We start from the raw sequence: 20530 nt of genomic DNA on the forward strand, positions 1-20530 counted from the left end.
GTCGGCGTAGGCCTCGGCGGTCTCGCGCTGCTGGGTGGTCTCGCGCTGGGCGAGGGCCCGCAGTTCGCCGGCGGCCTGCTCGGCCTCGGCCCGCACGCCGGTGGCGTAGGTGTCCGCGGTCTCGCGCTGTTCGGTGGCGTAGGTGTCGGCGGCGGCGCGGACCTGGGCGGTCTCGGTGGCGGTGCGTTCGGTGAGGTCGGTGGCGTGCTGTTCGGCCTCGGTGCGGACGCGGTCGGCGTAGGCCTCGGCGGTCTCGCGCTGCTGGGTGGTCTCGCGCTGGGCGAGGGCCCGCAGTTCGCCGGCGGCCTGCTCGGCCTCGGCCCGCACCTCGGCGGCGTGGGCGTCGGCGGTCTCGCGGAGCTCGGCGGCGGCCTGTTCGGCCTGGGTGCGGGCGGCCTTGGCGGCGGCCAGCTGGTCGGCGGTCTCCTCGCGCTCGCGGCGCAGCCCGGTGGCCGCGTCCTCGCGCTCGCGGCGGCTCTCCTCGCGCAGTGCGTCGGCGGCGGCCTCGGCCTCGGCCCGGGCCCGGGCGGCCTCCGTGTCGGCCTCGGTGCGCACCCGTTCGGCGTCGGCGACCGCGGCGTCCCGTACGGCGTTCGCCCCGGCCTGCGCCTCGGCGGTCACGGCCTCTGCGGCGGCGTTCGCCTCGGCCCGGACCCGCTGGTCGAACTCGGTTGCCTCGCGCCGGAGTTCGGCGGTCTCGCGCTCGGCGGCGGCGCGGTTCTCGGCGGCCGCGGCCTTGGCCGCGGAGAGCGCGTCCTGGCCCTGCTGCTCGGCGGCGGCGGTGATCTTGGCGGCCTCGGTACGGGCCCGGGTCAGGGTCTGCTCGGCCCGGCCCTGGGTCTCGGCGGCCTGCTCCTGGGCCTGCTCGCGCAGCCGCTCGATCTCGCCGGCCGCGCCCGCGCGCAGCTCGTCCGCGTCGGCCTTGGCCTTGGTGAGCAGTTCCTCGGCGTTCTTCGCCGACTCCTCGATCTGCAGCACCGCCTGACGGCGGGCCTCGCCGCGGACCCGCTCGGCCTCCGCGGCGGCCTGCGAGCGCAGCTCCTCGGCCTCGGCGCGCAGCCGGGCGGCCTCGTCCTGCATCTGCTCGATCCGCTCGCGGATCGCGGCGGCGTCGTCCAGTGCGGCGTTCTGGGCCTGCTCCACGGCGGCCTGGGCCTGCTCGCGCAGGCGCTGCGCCTCGGCGGCGGCCTCGGTGCGGATCCGTTCGGCCTCGGCGGAGGCCGCGTTCCGGGCGGTCTCGGCGTCCTGGTTGGCGCGGCCGAGCACCTCCTCGGCGGTCTTGGCGGCCTTGGCGAGGTGGACGGTGGCGTCCTTGGCGCCGGCCGCCCGGCCCTCCTCCTCGGCCTCGCTGCGCAGTCGCTGCGCCTCGGCGTGGGCCTGGGCCCGCAGCTCGGCGACGTCCCGCTCGGCCTGGGCCCGCAGCTCCGCGATCGCGGCCTCGGCCTCGGCGCGCAGCTCGGAGGCGACCGACTCGGCGGTGGCCCGCAGTCGCTCGCTCTCCTCGGCGGCGGCGGCCTTGGCGGCGTCGGCCTGGGCCTGCTTGGTGGACGCCGCGGACCGCACCTGCTCGGCCTCGGCGCGGATCGCGTCGGCTTCCTTGGTGGCCTGGGCCACCATCCGGGCGACCTCGGCCCGGGCGGTCTGCGACCGCTGTTCGTTGGCGGCCTCGCCGTCGGCGACCTTGCGCACGGCGGCGGCCTCGGCGTCGGCCTGGAGCTGCTCGGCGGCCTGCTCGGCCTGGGCCCGCAGGGCGGCGGCCTCGTGTCGGGTGCGCTCCGCCTCGGCGATGGCCTCGGCGCGCAGCCGGTCTATCTCGGCCTTGGCGGCGGACAGCTGCTGTTCGGCCCGGCTCTGCTCGACGGCGGCCTGCGCCTTGAGCTGGTCGATCTCGGCCTTGGCGGCGGCGAGCTGGTGCTCGGCGGCGGCGTGGGCGGCGGCCAGCTGCTGCTGGGCCTCGCCGCGGGCGGCGTCGACGTCGGCGGCGGCCTGGGCGCCGGCCTGCTGGGCCTGCTCGGAGGCGGCGCGCAGCAGACGCTCGGCGTCGCTCTGGGCCCGCTGGAGGGCGGCCTCGGCGGCGGCGTGGGCCTCGCCGCGGGCGGCGTCGACGTCGGCGGCGGTCTGGGCGCGGGCCTGGTCGGCGAGCGCGACGGCCTCCGCGCGGGCGGCCGTGACCATCCGCTCGGCCTCGACGCGGGCCTCCTGGAGGAGGCGCTGGGCCTCCTGCTCGGAGCCGGCCCTGCTCTGCTCGGCCCAGCCGTTGACGTGCTGCTCGGCGGACCGGCGCAGCTCGGCGAGCTCGTCCTCCAGCTGGCGGCGGCGGGCGGTGAGCTCGGCCTCCAGACGGGCGGTGCGCTCGGCGGCCTCGGCCATGATCCGCTGGGTGGCGGCCTGGGAGTCGCGCAGCTGGCGCTCGGCGTCGGCACGCATCTGCTGGGCCTGCATCTCGGCCGTGCGGAGCATCTGCTCGGCCTGGCCGGAGACGGCGTCGAAGGCGCGCGGCTGGGCGAGCATGCGACGGGACTCGTGCAGTTTCGCCCGGAGCACCTCCACCTGGTAGGCGAGGTCCTCGGCATGCTCGACTGCCTTGTCCCGCTCCTTCCGAGTCCGACCCATCTCGGCCTCGAACTGGGAGAGGTGATCGTCAGCCTCGTAGCGGTCGTTGCCCCGCACTCCGCGGTCCCATCCATCTCCTGGTCGCGTCCTCGACCCGGCCGGTTCCGGGCTCCCGATTCCCGGGGTCCGGTCCGACTGGTCCTTGCATCCGCAGCACGTGGACGACCCCACGCCAATCCGGGGCCGCCCGCCGCGGTCGTCGGAGTCCGGGGCGTGGAAGCGCGGGGGTACCGCGTTCCCCCGTCCGGGTGGACTCCTGGGCGAACTCTTGCCTTGTGGAGAATGGTGACAGATCCGTCTTGCGACTGTGCAGCCGTGCCCGCGTAATGGACTCCCCTTGCGACCGGCCTGCCGCCGGCGGGCGGACGGGCCTGTCTTCGGCCGTGCCCGTCCCCTCCGTCCCCCGGAGTCTTCGCGCACCTGGGCATTGTAGTGGGAGCGGACGGCGGGGGAATGGCCGCAGGGGGGTTTTCCGGCTGTTCCGCCCAGGTTACTGACGGGTCATGGCCGACGGACCGTCGGGTGCCGCCGGAGCGTGCGGCACCCTGGGGCCGGTCCGGCGGACGATCAGTGCTCGTCGTGGGCGTTCCGGGCGGACGTCACCAGCTCCGTCAGCACGCCGCCGCAGTCCTTCGGGTGCAGGAAGGTGATCCGGGAGCCCATCGAGCCGATCCGCGGCTCGTCGTAGAGGACCCGCACGCCCTTGCCGCGGATGGCCTCGGCGTCGCCGTCCACGTCGGCGGTGCCGAACGCGATGTGGTGCACGCCCTCGCCGTTCTTCTCCAGCCACTTGGCGACGGTGGAGTCGGGCCGGGTGGGCTCCAGCAGCTGGAGGTAGGAGGCACCGCCGTCGTCGGTCCCGTTGATCCGCAGCATGGCCTCGCGGACGCCCTGCTCCTCGTTGACCTCGGAGTGGAAGACCTCGAAGCCGTAGGTGGCGCGGTAGAACTCGACCGTCTTGTCGAGGTCTCGGCAGGCGATGCCGATGTGGTCGATTCGGGTCAGCACGGCGACCTCCGGGTGGTTGGGGACAAGGGTGGCACCAAGTGCAGCGCATGGCCCGCGACCGACGCCAGTGCCGGACGTGCGAGCCTGCTCACACGCGGCGGGGTTCACCCGGACCGCGTCGGCACGGTGTTGACTGGAGGGTGCCAGTGCGCTCGATCACACCGTCGCTCCGGTGACGGGCGGGTAACAGGTCAGTACATTGAGCGCATCCTCACCTGGCCACGACGTGCGAAGGGGCCCGTCCCATGACCAACACCACCTCTGTGATCGTTGCCGGTGCTCGGACCCCGATGGGTCGCCTGCTCGGCTCCCTCAAGGGTTTCTCCGGTGCCGACCTCGGCGGCGTCGCCATCAAGGCCGCGCTGGAGCGGTCCGGCATCACGGGTGACCAGGTCCAGTACGTGATCATGGGCCAGGTGCTGCAGGCCGGCGCCGGCCAGATCCCGGCCCGCCAGGCCGCCGTCAAGGCCGGCATCCCGATGAACGTCCCGGCGCTGACCATCAACAAGGTCTGCCTCTCCGGCCTGGACGCCATCGCGCTGGCCGACCAGCTGATCCGCGCCGGCGAGTTCGACATCGTCGTGGCCGGCGGCCAGGAGTCGATGACCAACGCCCCGCACCTGCTGCCGAAGTCCCGCGAGGGCTTCAAGTACGGCGCGATCGAGATGCTGGACGCCATGGCGTACGACGGCCTCACCGACGCCTACGAGAACATCCCGATGGGCGAGTCCACCGAGAAGCACAACACCCGCCTGGGCATCCCGCGCGAGGTGCAGGACGAGATCGCCGCCGCCTCGCACCAGCGGGCCGCCAAGGCGCAGGCCGACGGCGTCTTCGACGCCGAGATCGTCCCGGTCGCCATCCCGCAGCGCAAGGGCGAGCCGGTGCTGTTCAGCCAGGACGAGGGCATCCGCGCGGACACCACCGTCGAGGGCCTGGCGAAGCTGCGCCCGGCCTTCACCAAGGACGGCACGATCACCGCCGGCACCGCCTCGCAGATCTCCGACGGCGCCGCCGCGGTGGTCGTGATGAGCAAGGCCAAGGCCGAGGAGCTGGGCCTGACCTGGATCGCCGAGATCGGCGCGCACGGCAACGTGGCCGGCCCGGACAACTCGCTGCAGTCGCAGCCGTCCAACGCGATCAAGCACGCGCTGGCCAAGGAGGGCCTGGAGGTCGCCGACCTCGACCTGATCGAGATCAACGAGGCGTTCGCGGCCGTCGCCCACCAGTCGATGAAGGACCTGGGCGTCTCCTCGGACATCGTCAACGTCAACGGCGGCGCGATCGCGCTCGGCCACCCGATCGGCATGTCCGGCGCCCGCGTGGTGCTGACCCTGGCGCTGGAGCTGCAGCGCCGCGGCGGCGGGGTGGGCGCGGCCGCGCTGTGCGGCGGTGGTGGCCAGGGCGACGCGCTCATCGTGCGCGTCCCGAAGGCCTGATCAGCTGATCTGATCTTCGGGGCTGCGGACCGCCACAAGCGGTCCGCAGCCCCTTCGGCATACGACGACATCCGCGCAAGGAGACCCTGATGATCGATGTCGCCACGCTGGTCGAGCAGGCCCGGGAGGGCCGGCCGCGGGCCGTCGCCCGACTGATCACGCTGGTCGAGAACGCCGCGCCGCAGCTGCGGGAGGCGATGGCCGCGCTCGCGCCGTACACCGGCCAGGCCTACACCGTCGGCCTGACCGGCTCGCCGGGGGTCGGCAAGTCCACCTCCACCTCGGCCCTGGTCTCCGCCTACCGGCGGCTCGGCAAGCGGGTCGGGGTCCTGGCCGTCGACCCGTCCTCGCCGTTCTCCGGCGGCGCACTGCTGGGCGACCGCGTCCGGATGCAGGACCACGCCACCGACCCCGAGGTGTTCATCCGCTCGATGGCCACCCGCGGCCACCTCGGCGGGCTCTCCTGGACGGCGCCCCAGGCGCTGCGAGTACTGGACGCGGCCGGCTGCGAGGTGATCCTGGTCGAGACCGTCGGCGTCGGCCAGTCCGAGGTCGAGATCGCCGCCCAGGCCGACACCACCGTGGTGCTGCTGGCCCCCGGGATGGGCGACGGCATCCAGGCCGCCAAGGCCGGGATCCTGGAGATCGGTGACGTCTTCGTGGTCAACAAGGCCGACCGGGACGGCGCCGACGCCACCGCCCGGGAGCTCAACCACATGCTGGGCCTCGGCGAGGCCCGCGAGGCGGGGGACTGGCGCCCGCCGATCGTGAAGACCGTCGCGGCCCGCGGTGAGGGCGTGGACGAGGTCGTCGAGGCGCTGGAGAAGCACCGCGCCTGGCTGGAGGAGCACGGCGAGCTCGCGGTGCGGCGCCGCCGCCGGGCCGCCGAGGAGATCGAGGCGATCGCGCTCGCCGAGCTGCGCGCCCGGATCGGCGACCTCCGCGGGGACCGTCACCTGGCGGCGCTGGCCGAGCGGGTCGCCGCCGGCGAGCTGGACCCGTACGGCGCCGCCGACGAACTCGTCGCCGGCCTGACCACGAGCTGACCGCCGGTCCTCCTACGCAGGAAGTCGGTGTGGCCGACTTCCTGCGCAGGAGGTCCCGAGGGGTCCCCGGAACGCGGGCCGCCCCGCCGCGAGGGTGGTCGCGGCGGGGCGGGGGAGTGCGAGCGCGCCCGGGGCCCGTCTTCAAGCCCCCGCCTGCGGGGCGACGCCGGGGCACGCACCTCGCCGCGTTGTCGTCGGTCGCCGATGCTCCGCATGGACTCCCTCCTCCGCCTTGCGATGCACGCACCCCAACGCCGCCCCGCCCGCCCTCCGGGCGGACGACGGGGACTTGAAGACGGGCCCTAGCCGCGGCCGCGGAGGCCGCGGAGGTGGTCGGCGATCGGCGCGAGGGCGTCGAACATGGCGTCCAGCTGCTCCGGGGTGAAGCGGTCGATGAAGTGCGCCCGGACGCTGCGCACGTGGTCCGGCGCGACGCGCTGCATGGTCTCCCAGCCCTGCTCGGTGAGGTGGGCGTAGAGGCCGCGGCGGTCACCGGGGCACTCCTGGCGGAGCACCAGGCCGGCGTTCTCCATCCGGGTGATCTGGTGGGAGAGCCGGCTCTTCGACTGCAGGGTGGCCGTCGCGAGGTCGGTCATCCGCATCCGGCGGTCCGGGGCCTCGGAGAGCACGACCAGGATCTCGTAGTCGTTGATCGCCAGGTTGTGGGGCTGGAGCTCGCGGCTGAGCTGGTACTCCAGCAGCTTGGAGACCTCCAGATGGGCGCGCCACATCCGCTGCTCCCTGACGGTCAGCCAGGGAGTCTCCTCCTCGGGCTGCGACGGAGGGTTGTCCGCAGTGTCGATCGTGTGCGTATCCATGGCACCCAGCATACCTGATTTAGTTCAATCTTGTACGAGTTTACAGGCCGAAACGTCGGCCGAGTTCGCCCAGGTTACCCAGCCCCGGCAGGTTGGGATTGCCGCCGCCGTGACCGGCCGAACCCGGCTGCGACGGCACCCCGCCCATCGGGACGCCCGCCTCGGCGCCGACCTGGCCGACCGACCGCTCGGCCATCAGCTTCTCGCTGGACTGCAGCAGCACCTGCCCGGCACCGATGAACTCGAACTGGTGCTCCTCGCCGGAGGCGCCCCCGATGCCGGTCAGCCGCCGGATGCCGCCGATCAGCCCGTGCATGTAGTCGTGGTCGTAGTGGTGGCACGGCGCCGGGCAGTCCGCCCAGCCGACCAGGGCCTGCGGGTCCACCCGGAGCGGCGGTTCGACGAAGTGCACCGGCCCGTTGGAGGCGGCGACGAAGCGGCCGGTGCCGATCAGGGTCAGGAAGCCCGGGATGATCGACTGCTTGAGCCGCAGCGTCGGATCGAAGGCGAGCAGGTTGCCGGAGCGGACGGTCAGGTTGCCGTCCTCCAGGTCGTACGAGTTGAGGTCGAACGCCCGGTCGGCCAGCAGCAGCTTGCCGCGGCCCTCGGCGACCACCCAGTCCGCCGCGTGCATCGGTGAGTTGAAGTGCTGCCCGAGCATCCGGTCGATCATCCCGGCGCCGACGCCCTTGAAGGTGATGTCGCCGTAGTAGGCGACCATCTTGCCCTTCTGCAGGAAGTAGGACCCGTTCAGCTCAACCGAGAAGGCGTACGGGTTGACGTTGTCGTTGACCGGCAGGCTGTGCACGTCGTGCACCACCGGGCCGGTGCCGCCCTGGGCGGTCGGCAGCGGGGCGATCGGGCCGCCGAACTGCTCCTGGGCGTACGCCTGTTGGGGCTGCGGCGCGGGCGGCTGGGCGTACTGCTGCGGCTGCCCGGGCGGAGGCGTCTGGTACCCGCCCTGCGACGGGTAGCCGCCCTGCTGGGGGTACCCGCCCTGTTGCGGGTGGCCGCCCTGCGACGGGTACCCGCCCTGTTGCGGGTAGCCCTGCTGCGGGCCGTGGTTCGGCGGGGGCGGCGGCACGACGAAGCCGGGCTGGGTCGGCTGGTCGTGCGGCGACCCGTACGGGGGCTGCGGCGGGTAGGACATCAGAGCTTCTCCTCGCTCGCCTGGACGTACACCGTGCCCTGGCCGGACAGCTCCAGCTGGAACGCCTCGCCCGAGCCGCGGCCGATCATGTCGCGCCAGCCGATCGCGGTGGACAGCTTGTTGCGCACGTCGCCGCGGTGCGCCACGTACGCCTGCGGGTCGACGTGCACCGACTGGCCGGGGACGATCGGCAGCTCGAAGACGCCGCCGTGCGCCATCACCGCGACGGAGCCGTTGCCCTCCAGCTTGGTGGTGAACAGGCCCTGGCCGGTGACCTGGCCGCGGACCATGCCCATCACCCCGCCCTGCGAGCCCATGAACATGGTGGACTGCCGCAGCGTGCCCTCGAAGGCGAGCAGCCGGTCCGCCTCGACGTACAGGGTGTCGCCGAACAGGTCGATCACGTGGACGTGGTGGCCGCCGTGGCCGAACATGACCCGGCCCTGGCCCTCGACGGTCATCAGCGGGGTGTCCTCGTTGGCCACCCGGCGGCCGATCATCGACATCACGCCGCCCTGCCCGCCGGTGATGTTCGGCGTGAAGCGGACGTCGCCGCTGTACGCGAGCATCGCGCCGCGCTGGCTGAACAGCCGCTGGCCGGGCACCACCTGGGCCTCGACCATCTTTCCGTTGATCTTCGTGAAGCCCATCAGACGTCACCCCCGATGGTGATCTTCTCGGAGGGCTGCACGTACACCAGGCCGTCGCCGGTGAACTCGACCTGGACGGCCTCGCCGCCGCCCTCGCCGATGACCGTGGTCCAGCCCGCACCCGACTTCAGGCTGCGGTGCAGGTTGCCGGTGTGCGCCACGTACGCGCCCGGGTCCACGCGCAGCGGCATGCCCTTGTCGACCCGCAGGATGAGGGCGGGCCCGTTGGAGGTGACGGCGGCCCAGCCGTGCCCCTCCACCTTGGTGGTGAAGAGGCCGTTGCCGGAGGACATGCCGTTCAGGCCGGTGAAGCTGGTGCCGGTGTGCAGGGAGGACTCCGTGCAGAGCAGGTTGTCCGCCTCGACGTAGAGCGTCTCGCCGTTCAGCCGGACCAGGTTGATCTCGGCGGCCTTGTCGGCGAAGTAGCAGGTGCCCTGGCCCTTCACCTCCATGACCGTCATCTTCTCGCCGGTCAGCCGGCGGGCGACCATGCCGCGTAGGCCGTCCCCGCCGCCGGTCAGCTTCTTGAAGGTCATCTGCCCGGTGTAGGCGACCATGGAGCCGTGTCGGGCCTTGACGGCGTCCCCGCCCATGTCGACGGCGAGCACTCGCGATCCCTGGAGTCTGAACTGTGCCACGGCCGCAATCTAGCCGGTGCGGCCGTGGCGCGGGGAGAGTGCGGGGCGCAACTGGTACGGGGCTGCGACAAATGCGCCGGTCAGCTCCGTGCGTGCGCCCCGTGTCCGGGGTGCGGGATCGCGCCGGCCGCCTGCTCGACCTCCAGCAGCGAGGCCGAGTGGCGCTCGGCCTCGAAGGCCACCACGCCGCCGCGCAGTCCGAACAGGCGCTTGGAGAGCATGATCCAGAGGACCGCCGCGATGTTGAGCACCAGGGTGCAGATCTTCACCGCGCTCACGTGGTGGCTCAGCTCGTAGCCCTCCAACGGCAGGAAGGCCGCGGTGGCGACCACCGTCAGGTACTCGGCCCAGCGCTTGTTCAGCCAGAGGCCGACCGCCTCGACGATCTCGATCAGGGCGTAGGCCACCAGCGCGCCCGCGACGATCAGCAGGGTGCTCTTCTTGAAGTCGAAGGTCTTGCGGATCGTCTCGACGATCGGGGCGTGTTCGAGGTCCCAGTGGAAGTGGTCGGTGACGGGCCGGAAGACCGTCAGGTTCTCGTCGAAGATCCGGTGCACCGCGTCCTGGCTGTTGGAGAACTTCCACACGGCCCAGGCGACCACGATGATCAGCAGTCCGCGCAGCACCCGCTCGACGGCGAGGAAGCGCAGGATGAAGAGGTCCCGCAGCGCCTTGCCGCGCGGCACCAGCGGCGCGTCCCCGGCGGGGCCGGAGCCGTGCGGGGCGCCCAGTGCGAAGTCGCCGCAGCGCAGGCAGCGCCAGGCGTCGCCGAGGGCGGTGGCGGCGTGCAGCCGGGACGCCAGCTCGGGCTCGGTGGGCGCGTAGGTGATGTGGCCGCGCTTGGCGCAGGTCCTGCGGTCCCAGTCGCGCTTGAACATGTGGTGACTACCCCCGTGGCGTGATGCTTCTGGCGCCCGGATCGGTGGGCGCGCGGGCAGCAGGATAGGGGTTCCCGGTGACGGGCCGTCGCGCTCGGTCGTGTTCCGGCACACAGCTGTGACAGGGACGGGACCGCGGGGGCGGCGGCGCCGCGCGCGGGTGCTGTGAGATCGGGCACGGAGCCCACCCCCGGCAGGGGCGTCGGACGTGTGCTCGGTGATAATGACCGGAAGGCTTGTGAGTCGCTTCACAAGCGCGCCCGCGCCTCCGACCCCCGTATTGAGGTACCCAACGTGAACAGCAGCGCCGTCCACCGCCTGCGCCTGGTCTCCGGCCCCGAAGGGGTCTCGTTCATCCTGCTGCTGATCTGCTCGGTGCTGAAGCGGACCACCTCGTTCGACGCCGTCCCGGTGATGGGCATGGTCCACGGGGTCCTGTTCATCCTGTACGTGGTCTTCTGGATCCAGGCCTGGCAGACGCAGAAGTGGGACGCCAAGCGCGGCGTCCTGCTGTTCGTCCTCGCGGTGCTGCCCACCGGCGGCTTCCTCGCCGAGCGGATGCTCGGCCGGGAGGAGCGCGGCGAGCTGAAGCCCGCCACCGCCTGATCCCCGCCGGCGCCCGGGTCCCGCCACCGTCCGGGGGGCCCGCCCCCGTTCGGGTCCCGCCACCGCTCGACACCGGACCGATCCGCGGCGCGGACGGTCGACAGGCTGCCACGGCCTCCTCTCCCAAAGGGCCGCGGCAGCCTGTCGCCGTTTCTTACCGGGGGTGGCTCGTGCCGGAGCGGACGGCTAGTTGACGTTCACCGCGCTCCAGGCCGCCGCGACCGTCTTGTACTCGGTGCTGGTCGCGCCGTACAGGTCGGTGGCGGCCTTCAGGGTCGCCGTGCGGGCGGCCTTGTAGTTGGTGGTGGAGGTCATGTAGACGGTCAGCGCGCGGTACCAGATGGCCGCCGCCTTGGTCCGGCCGATGCCGGTCACCGTCGAGCCGTTGGAGGTCGGGCTGTTGTAGCTGACCCCGTTGATCACCTTGGCGCCGCTGCCCTCGGCGAGCAGGAAGAAGAAGTGGTTGGCGACGCCGGAGGAGTAGTGGACGTCCTTGTTGCCGACGGTGGACGACCAGTAGTCGGCCGACGCGCCGTCCTTGGAGGGCTTGTCCATGTAGCGCAGCGGGGTGCCGTTGCCGTTGATGTTGAGCTTCTCGCCGATCAGGTAGTCCGGCGGGTCGGCGGGCAGGTTGGCGGACCACTCGACCATGGTGCCGAAGATGTCCGAGGTGGCCTCGTTGAGGCCGCCGGACTCGCCCGAGTAGTTCAGGCCGGCGGTGGCCGAGGTGACGCCGTGGCTCATCTCGTGGCCGGAGACGTCGATGGCGGTCAGCGGGTGGGTGTTGCCGGAGCCGTCGCCGTAGGTCATGCAGAAGCAGGAGTCGTCCCAGAACGCGTTGACGTAGTTGGTGCTGTAGTGGACCCGGCTCGCCGCGCCGACGCCGTTGTTCTTGATGCCGCTGCGGCCGAAGGTGTTCTTGTAGTAGTCCCAGGTGGCCGCGGCGCCGAACTGGGCGTCCACCGCGGCGGATTCACGGTTGGACGGCGTGCCGTTGCCCCAGGAGTTGGTGGTCTTGCTGAACAGCGTGCCGCTGCCCGAGGTGCCGCCCTTGAGGTCGGTCGTCGACTGGTTGCCCCGGGAGGCGTCCTTGAGCTGGTAGTTCGAGCCGCTCTGGGTGGTGGTCAGCGTGACGGTGCCGACGTTGACGCCCTTGCCGGTGCCGGTCGCGGTCTGCACGTGCTCCTGGCTGGAGAGCACCTGGCCGGTGGCGGCGTCGGTGACGACGTCCTGGCGGCTCGGGGTGCCGTCCGCCCGCTCGCCCGTGACCACCGTGCGGTGGGCCAGGCGCGGGGCGCCGTCGGCCGCCCAGACGACCAACTCGGTCGCGCCGGCGCCGTCGACCTTGGTGAGCGCCGCCTCGTCCGCGTCGGCGGCGATGCCGACCGTGGCGCGCACCGCCGCGGTGGCCCGCTCGGCCGCCTGGCCCGCGGCGACGGCCGGGGTCAGGGTGGGCACGGACAGCCGGCCGGCGAAGGCGCGGTCGACCGAGCCCACCGAGCCGTCGGCCTTCTGGTGGACGACCAGGTCGCCGCCGAGCACCGGCAGGCCGGCGTAGGTCCGCTCGTACCGGAGGTGGCGGGTGCCGTCCCGGTCCACCACGACGTCCTTGGGGACCAGCTTCTCCTGGCCGCCGAGGGCGAGGGCCTGCGCGACCGGGGCGCTCTGCCCGGCGGCGAACGCGAGCAGCGCGGACTGCTGCTGTTCCGGCGCGGGGGCGGCGGCCTGGGCGGGGACGGCGGCGATCTGGACGACGCCGGCCAGCAGGGCGGTGGCGGAGAGTACGGCTCCGACGGTCAGCTTTCGCTTCATGGACGGGGGTTCCTTCCACGAGACCCGCGGGTGCGTGCGGGTGCGCCGCGTACCGGGGCGCCGGGGTTGGCACCGTTGGGGCGGTAGGGCGCGGACGTGCCGTTCCCGTGCGGTTCCTGACGCTCCGCCGATGGGTGGGGGTGGCGGAGGTCGGACGGGACGTGGTCAGAAGCATGACAATTTCGGGCCGGAATGGACAGGCCGCGTCCGGGGATTGGCCAGGAATCGCCAGTCCCGGTACGGATGGTTCGGTTGCTGCCCGTTGCCCGGTATGCCGCGTTCGCCCCCCTGGCGGGACTCCGCCAGCCGGGCGGCCTTGACAGCCGGACGGCCCCGAAGCAGCCGTTCCGGATGAACGGCCCCGACCGAACGCCCCCGTACGAACGCCCCCGAACCGGCAGCCCCGAACGGCAGGCCCCGAACGGCCGGACGCCCGGGGCCTGCCCCCCTCCGAGGGGCCCCGGGCGTCCGGATCGCGTGCGCCGTGGGTCAGTTGACGTTGACGGCGGTCCAGGTCGCGGCGACGGCGCTGTACTCGGCGCTGCTCGCGCCGTACAGGTCCGCAGCGGCCTTCAGGGTGCCGGTGCGGGCCCCCGCGTAGTTGGTGGTGGAGGTGAAGTAGGTGGTCAGCGCGCGGTACCAGATCTGCGCGGCCTTGTCCCGGCCGATGCCCGCGAGGGTGGAGTTGTTGTAGGTCGGGCTGTTGTAGCTGACGCCGTTGACGGTCTTGGCGCCGCTGCCCTCGGCGAGCAGGTAGAAGAAGTGGTTGGCGACGCCGGAGGAGTAGTGGACGTCCTTGCTGCCGACGCTGGAGGACCAGTAGTCGGCCGAGGCGCCGTCCTTGGAGGGCTGGTCCATGTAGCGCAGCGGCTTGCCGTCGCCGTTGATGTTGATCAGCTCGCCGATGAGGTAGTCCGGCTTGTCGGCGGCCAGGTTGGCGTAGAACTCGACCATGGTGCCGAAGATGTCCGAGGTGGCCTCGTTGAGGCCGCCGGACTCGCCCGAGTAGTTCAGGTTGGCAGTGGCGGAGGTGACGCCGTGGCTCATCTCGTGGCCGGCCACGTCGAGTTCGGTCAGCGGGTGGGTGTTGCTCGTGCCGTCGCCGTAGGTCATGCAGAAGCAGCTGTCGTCCCAGAACGCGTTGACGTAGTTGCGGCCGTAGTGGACCCGGCTCGCGGCGCCGACACCGTCGTTCTTGATGCCGTTGCGGCCGAAGGTGTTCTTGTAGAAGTCCCAGGTGGCGGCCGCGCCGAACTGGGCGTCCACCGCGGCGGACTCCGCGTTGGAGGCCAGGCCGTTGCCGAAGCTGTCGGTCGTGTTGGCGACCAGGGTGCCGGAGCCGGACGTCTTGCTCTTCAGGGTGTAGGTGGCCTGCCCGCCGCGGGTCGCGTCCTTGAGCTGGTAGGAGGAGCCGCTCTGGGTGGTGGTCAGCGGGACGGTGCCCACGAAGACGCCCTTGCCGGTGCCGGCGGCGGTCTGCACCTCCTCGTGGGTGGAGAGCACCTGGCCACTGGCCGCGTCGGTGACCAGCAGCTGACGGCTCGGGGTGCCGTCGGCGCGCTCGCCCTCGACGGTGGTGCGGTACGCCAGGCGCGGGTTGCCGTCGGTGGCCCAGACCACCAGCTCGGCCTTGCCGGTCTGGTGCACCGCCGTCAGCGGCGCCTCGTCCGCGTCGGCGGTGATGCCGACGGTGGACTGCACGGCGCCGGTCGCCTGGGCGGCGGCCTTGTCGGCGGGGATCTGCGGGGTGAGGCTCGGCAGGGCGATGGTCGCACCGGTGGCCTTGTCCACGGAGGTGGTCGAGCCGTCCGCCTTCTGGTGCACCACCAGGTCGCCGCCCAGGACCGGGAGGCCGGCGAAGGTGCGCTCGTAACGGAAGTGACGGGTGCCGTCGGCGTCCACCACGGCGTCCTTGGCCACCAGCTGCTCCTGGCCGCCCAGGGCCAGGGCGTGCGCCACCTTGCCCGCCTGGCCGTTCGCCAGGGCGATCAGGTCGGCGCGCTGTCCGGCCCGGGAGTGCGGGGCGGGGTCCGCCACGGCCACGGTGCTGACCTGGACGACGCCGGTGAGCAGAGCGGTGGCGGAGAGTACGGCGACTGCGGCGAGCTTTCGCTTCACGGACGAGTCCTTCCGGGAAACCGCGTGTGGGCGCGGTCGCGCCGCGTCCCGGGGGCCGGGGTCGGCACCTGAGGGGCGGGACGGGCACTGACGTTCAGGGCCCCGAGCGGTCGAGCGGCCGGCCACCGGGGGTGGGGGTGGTGGAGGGCCGTACGGGGTTGGCGGAAAGCATGACAATCGAGCAAAACAAATGACAGGTCTTGCTCATGAATTGGCCAAGTCCCGCCAGGGGGAAGGATTGTGAACGAGCGGACAAAAGGAACGGATCACCCCTCCGTTCGACGGGTTACCGTCCGAACGGAGGCCTGTTAGAGCGGTGTTGGCGCGATCAGTGGTCAACCCCGGTGCGCCGTACGTCCGTTGCAGTCCGTTCACATCGGTGCAATGTCCTGGTATGGACCTGGCCGTCCGATTGGCGGGATCCCGCCACACGTTGCGCTTGTCCACCATCAGGACAGCTGGTAGCACCCGTACGGTCCGCCGGTACGGTAAGGAGGTGGCCAAGCCCCTCGCACTCGACTTCGACCCGATCGCCCGCGCCGACGAGCTGTGGACCCGCCGCTGGGGCGGAGTCCCCTCGATGGCGGCGATCACCTCGATCATGCGCGCCCACCAGATCCTGCTCTCCCGGGTGGACGCGGTGCTCAAGCCGTACGGGCTGACCTTCGCCCGCTACGAGGCGCTGGTGCTGCTGACCTTCAGCCGGACCGGCGAGCTCTCGCTCTCCAAGATCGGCGAGCGGCTCATGGTCCACCCGACCAGCGTGACCAACACCGTCGACCGCCTGGAGCGGGCCGGCCTGGTCGCCCGCCGCCCGAACCCGCTGGACGGCCGCGGCGTGCTGGCCGCGATCACCGGGCGCGGCCGGGAGGCGGTCGAGGAGGCCACCCGGGAGCTCATGGCGATGGAGTTCGGACTGGAGGAGTACGGCCCCGAGCAGTGCCGCCAGGTGTTCGACCTGCTGAAGCCGCTGCGGATCGCGGCCGGTGACTTCTCCGAGCCCGACGAGGGGGCTGCGCAGGCGGAGGCGTGAGGACGGCTACCCTCGTGGGAGCGGTGCGCGGATCCGGGCGTACCGGCGGAAACTGCCGAGCGAGGCGAGGAAGAGTATGAAGGCGACCCCCCTGCTGGGCTGGTACCGGGCCCTGGCCATTGCGACCGGTGTGGCACTGCTGGTGTTCTGCGGTTTCATGGTCGCGAAGTACGGCTTCAGCACGGCCGAGGACGTGACCACGTACGTCGCGATGCTGCACGGCTACCTGTACATCGGGTACTTCGTGGTGACCTTCCTGCTCGGGCAGAAGCTGAAGTGGCCGCTCGGCCGGCTGGTGCTGACCCTGGCGGCGGGCTGCATCCCGTTCCTCTCCTTCGTCTTCGAGCGCAAGGTGGCCCGCGAGGCCGCCGAGAAGCTGCCGGCGGGCACCGGTGCCCGCCAGCCGGCCGGCGTCTGAGCCGACCGGCCGCCCGGGAGTCCGTGCGGCGGTCCGCCGCCCGGGAGCCCGTACGAGGGCCCCTTCCCCACCGCGGGGGAGGGGCTCTCGGCGTTCCCGGACCCGTCCGGCCCGCCCCGCCGGCCCGGTCGGCTCCACTCGCCGGCCCTTTCGGGGGTGTCGTCCGTCGACAAGTACTAGGACGTCCGAGTAAATTAGTGGGACGTCCTAATAGCTGTGCCGCCCGTCGCCGTGGCGGCCGTACGGAGCGGAGTTCGGGGTCATGGACGCCGAGGAGATCGAGCGCGGACGGCAGCGCTGGCAGCAGCGGTACGACAAGGCCCGCAAGCGGGACGCGGACTTCACCACCCTCTCCGGGGACGAGGTCGAGCCGGTCTACGGCCCGCCCGCCGGGCAGGCCTACGAGGGCTTCGAGCGGATCGGCTGGCCGGGCGAGTACCCGTACACCCGCGGCCTGCACCCGACCGGCTACCGGGGCCGCACCTGGACCATCCGCCAGTTCGCCGGCTTCGGCAACGCGCAGCAGACCAACGAGCGCTACCGGATGATCCTGGACGCGGGCGGCGGCGGCCTCTCGGTCGCCTTCGACATGCCCACCCTGATGGGCTACGACTCCGACGACCCCAAGTCACTGGGCGAGGTCGGCCACTGCGGCGTGGCCATCGACTCGGCCGCCGACATGGAGGTGCTGTTCAAGGACATCCCGCTCGGCGGGGTCACCACCTCGATGACGATCAGCGGCCCGGCCGTCCCGATCTTCTGCATGTACCTGGTCGCCGCCGAGCGCCAGGGCGTCGACCCGGCGGTGCTCAACGGCACCCTGCAGACGGACATCTTCAAGGAGTACATCGCGCAGAAGGAGTGGCTCTTCGCCCCCGAGCCGCACCTGCGCCTGATCGGCGACCTGATGGCCTACTGCGCCGAGGGCATCCCCGCGTACAAGCCGCTGTCCGTCTCCGGCTACCACATCCGCGAGGCCGGGGCGACGGCCGCGCAGGAGCTGGCGTACACCCTCGCGGACGGCTTCGGCTACGTCGAGCTGGGCCTGTCCCGGGGCCTGGACGTGGACGTCTTCGCACCCGGCCTGTCCTTCTTCTTCGACGCGCACCTGGACTTCTTCGAGGAGATCGCCAAGTTCCGTGCCGCGCGCCGGATCTGGGCCCGCTGGATGCGCGACCGCTTCGGCGCCAAGACCGACAAGGCGCAGTGGCTGCGCTTCCACACCCAGACCGCCGGCGTCTCGCTCACCGCGCAGCAGCCGTACAACAACGTGGTCCGCACCGCCGTCGAGGCGCTGTCCGCGGTGCTCGGCGGCACCAACTCGCTGCACACCAACGCGCTGGACGAGACCCTGGCGCTGCCTTCCGAGCAGGCCGCCGAGATCGCCCTGCGCACCCAGCAGGTGCTGATGGAGGAGACCGGTGTCGCCAACGTGGCGGACCCGCTGGGCGGTTCCTGGTACGTCGAGGCGCTGACCGACCGGATCGAGCAGCAGGCCGAGGCGATCTTCCAGCGGATCCTGGACAAGGGCAGCGAGGACCACGAGATCGGCCCGATCACCTCCGGCATCCTGCGCGGCATCGAGGAGGGCTGGTTCACCGGCGAGATCGCCGAGGCCGCCTTCCAGTACCAGCAGGGCGTGGAGAAGGGCGAGAAGCGCGTGGTCGGCGTCAACTGCCACCCGCGCAGCGTCACCCCCGAGCTGGAGATCCTGCGGGTCAGCCACGAGGTCGAGCGCGAGCAGGTGCGCGTGCTGGGCGAGCGCAAGGCGGGCCGGGACGACGCGGCCGTGCGGGCCGGGCTGGACGCCATGCTGGCGGCGGCGCGCTCGGGCGAGTCGATGATCCCGCCGATGCTGGACGCGGTGCGCGCCGAGGCGACGCTGGGCGAGATCTGCAACGCGCTGCGGCAGGAGTGGGGCACGTACCAGGAGAACGCGGCGTTCTGACCGGGCCGGCGAACGGTCGCAGGAGCGCGGGAAGCCGCCCGTACGGGGTTCCGTACGGGCGGCTCCGTCGTGCCCTCAGCAGGTGGTGAGCGGGCCCAGCAGCAGGTCGGTGAAGCGGCGGGTCCACTCGGGGGTGATCGGCTCGCCGCTGACCAGGACGCGGTGTTCGACGGTGCCCGCGATGGTGTCGAAGATGATGTCGACCTCCTCGCAGGCGGACCCGGCGTCGGTGTCCGGTTCGAGTTCGCCGCGCGCCTGGGCGGCCGTCCTGCCCTGGCGGACCAGCCGCTTCTGCGGGTCCACGATGGCCTCGCGGATCCGGCGGTGCAGCTGCCGGTCGCGGATGCCCTCGGCGAACAGCGCGAGCAGCGCGGCCTGGGTCTCCGGGCGGGCCAGCAGGTCGGCGAACTGGGCCACCACGGCCTCGATGTCGGCCCGCAGGCTGCCGAGGTCGGGCATCACCAGGTCGTCGAAGAGGGTGGCGACGGCGTCGACGACCAGTTCGTTCTTGGAGGGCCAGCGGCGGTAGAGCGTGGTCTTGGCGACCCCGGCCCGGCTCGCCACGTGGCCCATGGTCAGTCCGCCCCAGCCGAGTTCGGCGAGGGCTTCGCGGGTGGCGGCGAGGATGGCGCGGTCGGCGGCGGCGCTGCGCGGGCGGCCCTTGGCCCGGGCGGTGCCGACGGCCTCCGGGGTCGGGTGCGCGGCTTCCGGGGCCGAGCTCGCCGGGTCCGTGGACGTCGGGACCGTGCTCTCCGGGCTCGCGGGGGGCTGGGCGGCCGGCACCGGGCCTCCTTGCGCTTTACTGGTAAGTAACTTGGGTGGGGCAGGTAACGGTAGCGACTGTTGGCCGATTCGGGCAGCCGGGCCGCCCGGGAAAGTGGGGCAGGTCACGTCGCCGAACCGCCGGTGGGGCTTGCGGCCGGGGCACCGCCTCCAGTTACGCTACGACTCGTAGCGAAAGAACAGTGACAACCAGGCGCCGCGACCGTGGGACGGGAGCGGCGCGGGCGCGGGTGGGGATCCGCGCCGAACGGTCCAGGCTACCGGGGGGCGGGTACCACGCCCGGGAACCGGCGCAGCGCGCCCCGCGCGAGCCGACTTTCCCGAGGATGGTGCCCGCGAGCAGCGCGGACGGGGGAGGATGGTGCCATGCAGCCACGGAATTCGCGTCCCAACAGCTCCGCCCTGCGCGGCGCGGTCGACCTCGCCGCAGTGAAGGCGGCCGGCGAGGCCGCACAGAAGGCCGAGCAGGCCCGGGCCGAGCGGGCCCGTCAGGCGGCCGCCGCCGAAGCGGCCGGAGTCGCCCCCGCCCAGTCCGCCCTCCAGCTCGTCATCGACGTCACCGAGGACACCTTCGAGTCCGACGTCGTCCAGCGCTCCACCGAGGTGCCGGTCGTCATCGACTTCTGGGCCGAGTGGTGCGGCCCCTGCAAGCAGCTCAGCCCGGTCCTGGAGGGCCTGGCCGAGGAGTACGCCGGCCGCTTCGTGCTCGCCAAGATCGACGTGGACTCGAACCAGCTGCTGGCCCAGCAGTTCGGCATCCAGGGCATCCCGGCCGTGATGGCCGTGGTGGCCGGCCAGCTGGTGCCGCTGTTCCAGGGCGCGGAGAGCGCCGCCAACATCCGCAAGATCCTGGACCAGCTGATCCTGGTCGCCGAGCAGCGCTTCGGCGTGGGCGGCGCGGTCGCCCCGGGCGAGGCCCCGGCCGCTGCCCCGGAGCGTCCCGAGGACCCGGCGCTGGCCGCCGCGCACGACGCGCTGGACGCCGGTGACCTGGGCGGTGCCATCCAGGCGTACAAGAACGTGCTGACCGACCAGCCGGGCAACACCGAGGCCAAGCTGGGCCTGGCCCAGGCCGAGCTGCTGCAGCGGATCGAGGGCCTGGACCTGCAGGACGTCCGGACGGCGGCCGCCGCCGAGCCGAAGAACGTCGCGATCCAGCTCCAGGCGGCCGACCTGGACCTGGTCGGCGGCCACGTCGAGGACGCCTTCGGGCGCCTGGTGGACACCGTCGGGCGGACGGCCGGCGAAGACCGGGACACCGCCCGGCTGCGCCTGCTGGAGCTGTTCGAGGTGATCGGGTCGGACGACCCGCGGGTCACCGCGGCCCGTACGGCGCTGGCGCGCGTCCTGTTCTGACCTCGGTCCGGGCCCGTTCCGACGCCGGTTCGGGCCCGTTCCGAGAGCGCTTCGGGTCCGCTCCGAGGCCGGGTCCGACCCGGCTCCGGCCGGTCGGCTGGCACGGCGGATGACCTGCGGTGTCGCCAGGTGATTTGGCGACAATCCGGTCAACCGGACAGAGGTTTACCAAATCTTGATTTCACCCGTGGGTGGTCACTATCCGTGACCGCCCAC

17 protein-coding genes are annotated in these 20530 nt (G+C 72.4%); 7 read left to right on the forward strand and 10 right to left on the reverse strand.

The window, feature by feature from the left end; genetic code table 11:
- Together ACIRST_RS08495 and mce are read right to left on the reverse strand one after the other, a co-directional pair.
- The coding region (locus tag ACIRST_RS08495; protein WP_402800851.1) for a hypothetical protein at positions 1–2670 on the reverse strand (2670 nt) is incomplete at its 3' end.
- A gap of 510 nt (positions 2671–3180) precedes the next feature.
- Positions 3181–3621: a methylmalonyl-CoA epimerase gene (mce, locus tag ACIRST_RS08500; RefSeq protein WP_350522899.1), complete on the reverse strand. Its 441-nt coding sequence runs from the start codon at positions 3619–3621 to the stop codon at positions 3181–3183.
- Between the two features lie 245 nt (positions 3622–3866).
- Here mce and ACIRST_RS08505 point away from each other — a divergent pair, with 245 nt between their 5' ends.
- Both ACIRST_RS08505 and meaB read left to right on the forward strand, forming a co-directional pair.
- The gene (locus ACIRST_RS08505) at positions 3867–5060 is read left to right on the forward strand and encodes an acetyl-CoA C-acetyltransferase (RefSeq protein WP_350522898.1); all 1194 of its coding nucleotides are present in this window, start codon (positions 3867–3869) and stop codon (positions 5058–5060) included.
- Between the two features lie 89 nt (positions 5061–5149).
- Complete coding sequence (gene meaB, locus ACIRST_RS08510; RefSeq protein ID WP_350522897.1) at positions 5150–6106, forward strand: methylmalonyl Co-A mutase-associated GTPase MeaB; 957 nt, start codon at positions 5150–5152, stop codon at positions 6104–6106.
- Between the two features lie 302 nt (positions 6107–6408).
- On the opposite strand, the gene ACIRST_RS08515 is transcribed toward meaB, so the two are convergent.
- The 5 genes from ACIRST_RS08515 to ACIRST_RS08535 all read right to left on the reverse strand — a co-directional run bounded on the left by ACIRST_RS08515 (position 6409) and on the right by ACIRST_RS08535 (position 10240).
- Positions 6409–6924, reverse strand: a complete 516-nt coding sequence (locus ACIRST_RS08515) for a MarR family transcriptional regulator (RefSeq protein ID WP_350520246.1) — start codon at positions 6922–6924, stop codon at positions 6409–6411.
- 40 nt (positions 6925–6964) lie between these two features.
- Positions 6965–7774, reverse strand: a complete 810-nt coding sequence (locus ACIRST_RS08520) for an AIM24 family protein (protein ID WP_350520348.1) — start codon at positions 7772–7774, stop codon at positions 6965–6967.
- Between the two features lie 299 nt (positions 7775–8073).
- Positions 8074–8724: an AIM24 family protein gene (locus tag ACIRST_RS08525; RefSeq protein ID WP_350520245.1), complete on the reverse strand. Its 651-nt coding sequence runs from the start codon at positions 8722–8724 to the stop codon at positions 8074–8076.
- Complete coding sequence (locus tag ACIRST_RS08530) at positions 8724–9362, reverse strand: AIM24 family protein (RefSeq protein ID WP_350520244.1); 639 nt, start codon at positions 9360–9362, stop codon at positions 8724–8726. The genes ACIRST_RS08525 and ACIRST_RS08530 overlap by 1 nt, the downstream gene beginning before the upstream one ends.
- Positions 9363–9442: 80 nt before the next feature.
- The gene (locus ACIRST_RS08535; RefSeq protein WP_350520243.1) at positions 9443–10240 is read right to left on the reverse strand and encodes a DUF2127 domain-containing protein; all 798 of its coding nucleotides are present in this window, start codon (positions 10238–10240) and stop codon (positions 9443–9445) included.
- A 294-nt stretch (positions 10241–10534) separates the two neighbouring features.
- Between ACIRST_RS08535 and ACIRST_RS08540 the strand changes: the two genes are divergently transcribed.
- Positions 10535–10846, forward strand: coding sequence for a DUF3817 domain-containing protein (locus ACIRST_RS08540; RefSeq protein ID WP_350520242.1), 312 nt, complete (start codon positions 10535–10537; stop codon positions 10844–10846).
- 186 nt (positions 10847–11032) lie between these two features.
- Here ACIRST_RS08540 and ACIRST_RS08545 read toward each other — a convergent pair whose 3' ends face one another.
- On the reverse strand, positions 11033–12658 hold the full coding sequence (locus ACIRST_RS08545) for a M4 family metallopeptidase (protein WP_402800855.1): 1626 nt from the start codon (positions 12656–12658) through the stop codon (positions 11033–11035).
- 489 nt (positions 12659–13147) lie between these two features.
- Positions 13148–14776: a M4 family metallopeptidase gene (locus ACIRST_RS08550; RefSeq protein ID WP_396544300.1), complete on the reverse strand. Its 1629-nt coding sequence runs from the start codon at positions 14774–14776 to the stop codon at positions 13148–13150.
- Between the two features lie 496 nt (positions 14777–15272).
- Here ACIRST_RS08550 and ACIRST_RS08555 point away from each other — a divergent pair, with 496 nt between their 5' ends.
- The 3 genes from ACIRST_RS08555 to ACIRST_RS08565 all read left to right on the forward strand — a co-directional run bounded on the left by ACIRST_RS08555 (position 15273) and on the right by ACIRST_RS08565 (position 18175).
- Entirely contained in the window at positions 15273–15809 is a 537-nt protein-coding gene (locus tag ACIRST_RS08555) for a MarR family transcriptional regulator (RefSeq protein WP_350520239.1), read from the forward strand.
- Positions 15810–15885: 76 nt separating this feature from the next.
- Positions 15886–16227: a DUF3817 domain-containing protein gene (locus ACIRST_RS08560; RefSeq protein ID WP_350520238.1), complete on the forward strand. Its 342-nt coding sequence runs from the start codon at positions 15886–15888 to the stop codon at positions 16225–16227.
- 262 nt (positions 16228–16489) lie between these two features.
- Positions 16490–18175, forward strand: a complete 1686-nt coding sequence (locus tag ACIRST_RS08565; RefSeq protein ID WP_350520237.1) for a methylmalonyl-CoA mutase family protein — start codon at positions 16490–16492, stop codon at positions 18173–18175.
- A 75-nt stretch (positions 18176–18250) separates the two neighbouring features.
- Here the strand turns inward: ACIRST_RS08565 and ACIRST_RS08570 are convergent, their stop codons facing one another.
- A complete protein-coding gene (locus tag ACIRST_RS08570) occupies positions 18251–18802 on the reverse strand; it encodes a TetR/AcrR family transcriptional regulator (RefSeq protein WP_350520347.1) in 552 nt (183 codons plus the stop codon).
- 522 nt (positions 18803–19324) lie between these two features.
- Between ACIRST_RS08570 and ACIRST_RS08575 the strand changes: the two genes are divergently transcribed.
- The gene (locus ACIRST_RS08575; protein WP_402800858.1) at positions 19325–20314 is read left to right on the forward strand and encodes a tetratricopeptide repeat protein; all 990 of its coding nucleotides are present in this window, start codon (positions 19325–19327) and stop codon (positions 20312–20314) included.
- The last annotated feature ends 216 nt before the right edge of the window (positions 20315–20530 follow it).

It is taken from the genome of Kitasatospora sp. NPDC101447, assembly GCF_044767225.1.
Classification (GTDB): domain Bacteria; phylum Actinomycetota; class Actinomycetes; order Streptomycetales; family Streptomycetaceae; genus Kitasatospora.

Coding starts and splice junctions, on each gene's coding strand:
- ACIRST_RS08525 (WP_350520245.1), bottom strand. CDS start 8,724: ATGGGCTTCACGAAGATCAACGGAAAGATGGTCGAGGCCCAGGTGGTG.
- ACIRST_RS08565 (WP_350520237.1), top strand. CDS start 16,490: ATGGACGCCGAGGAGATCGAGCGCGGACGGCAGCGCTGGCAGCAGCGG.
- ACIRST_RS08575 (WP_402800858.1), top strand. CDS start 19,325: ATGCAGCCACGGAATTCGCGTCCCAACAGCTCCGCCCTGCGCGGCGCG.
- meaB (WP_350522897.1), top strand. CDS start 5,150: ATGATCGATGTCGCCACGCTGGTCGAGCAGGCCCGGGAGGGCCGGCCG.
- ACIRST_RS08560 (WP_350520238.1), top strand. CDS start 15,886: ATGAAGGCGACCCCCCTGCTGGGCTGGTACCGGGCCCTGGCCATTGCG.
- ACIRST_RS08515 (WP_350520246.1), bottom strand. CDS start 6,924: ATGGATACGCACACGATCGACACTGCGGACAACCCTCCGTCGCAGCCC.
- ACIRST_RS08505 (WP_350522898.1), top strand. CDS start 3,867: ATGACCAACACCACCTCTGTGATCGTTGCCGGTGCTCGGACCCCGATG.
- ACIRST_RS08535 (WP_350520243.1), bottom strand. CDS start 10,240: ATGTTCAAGCGCGACTGGGACCGCAGGACCTGCGCCAAGCGCGGCCAC.
- ACIRST_RS08545 (WP_402800855.1), bottom strand. CDS start 12,658: ATGAAGCGAAAGCTGACCGTCGGAGCCGTACTCTCCGCCACCGCCCTG.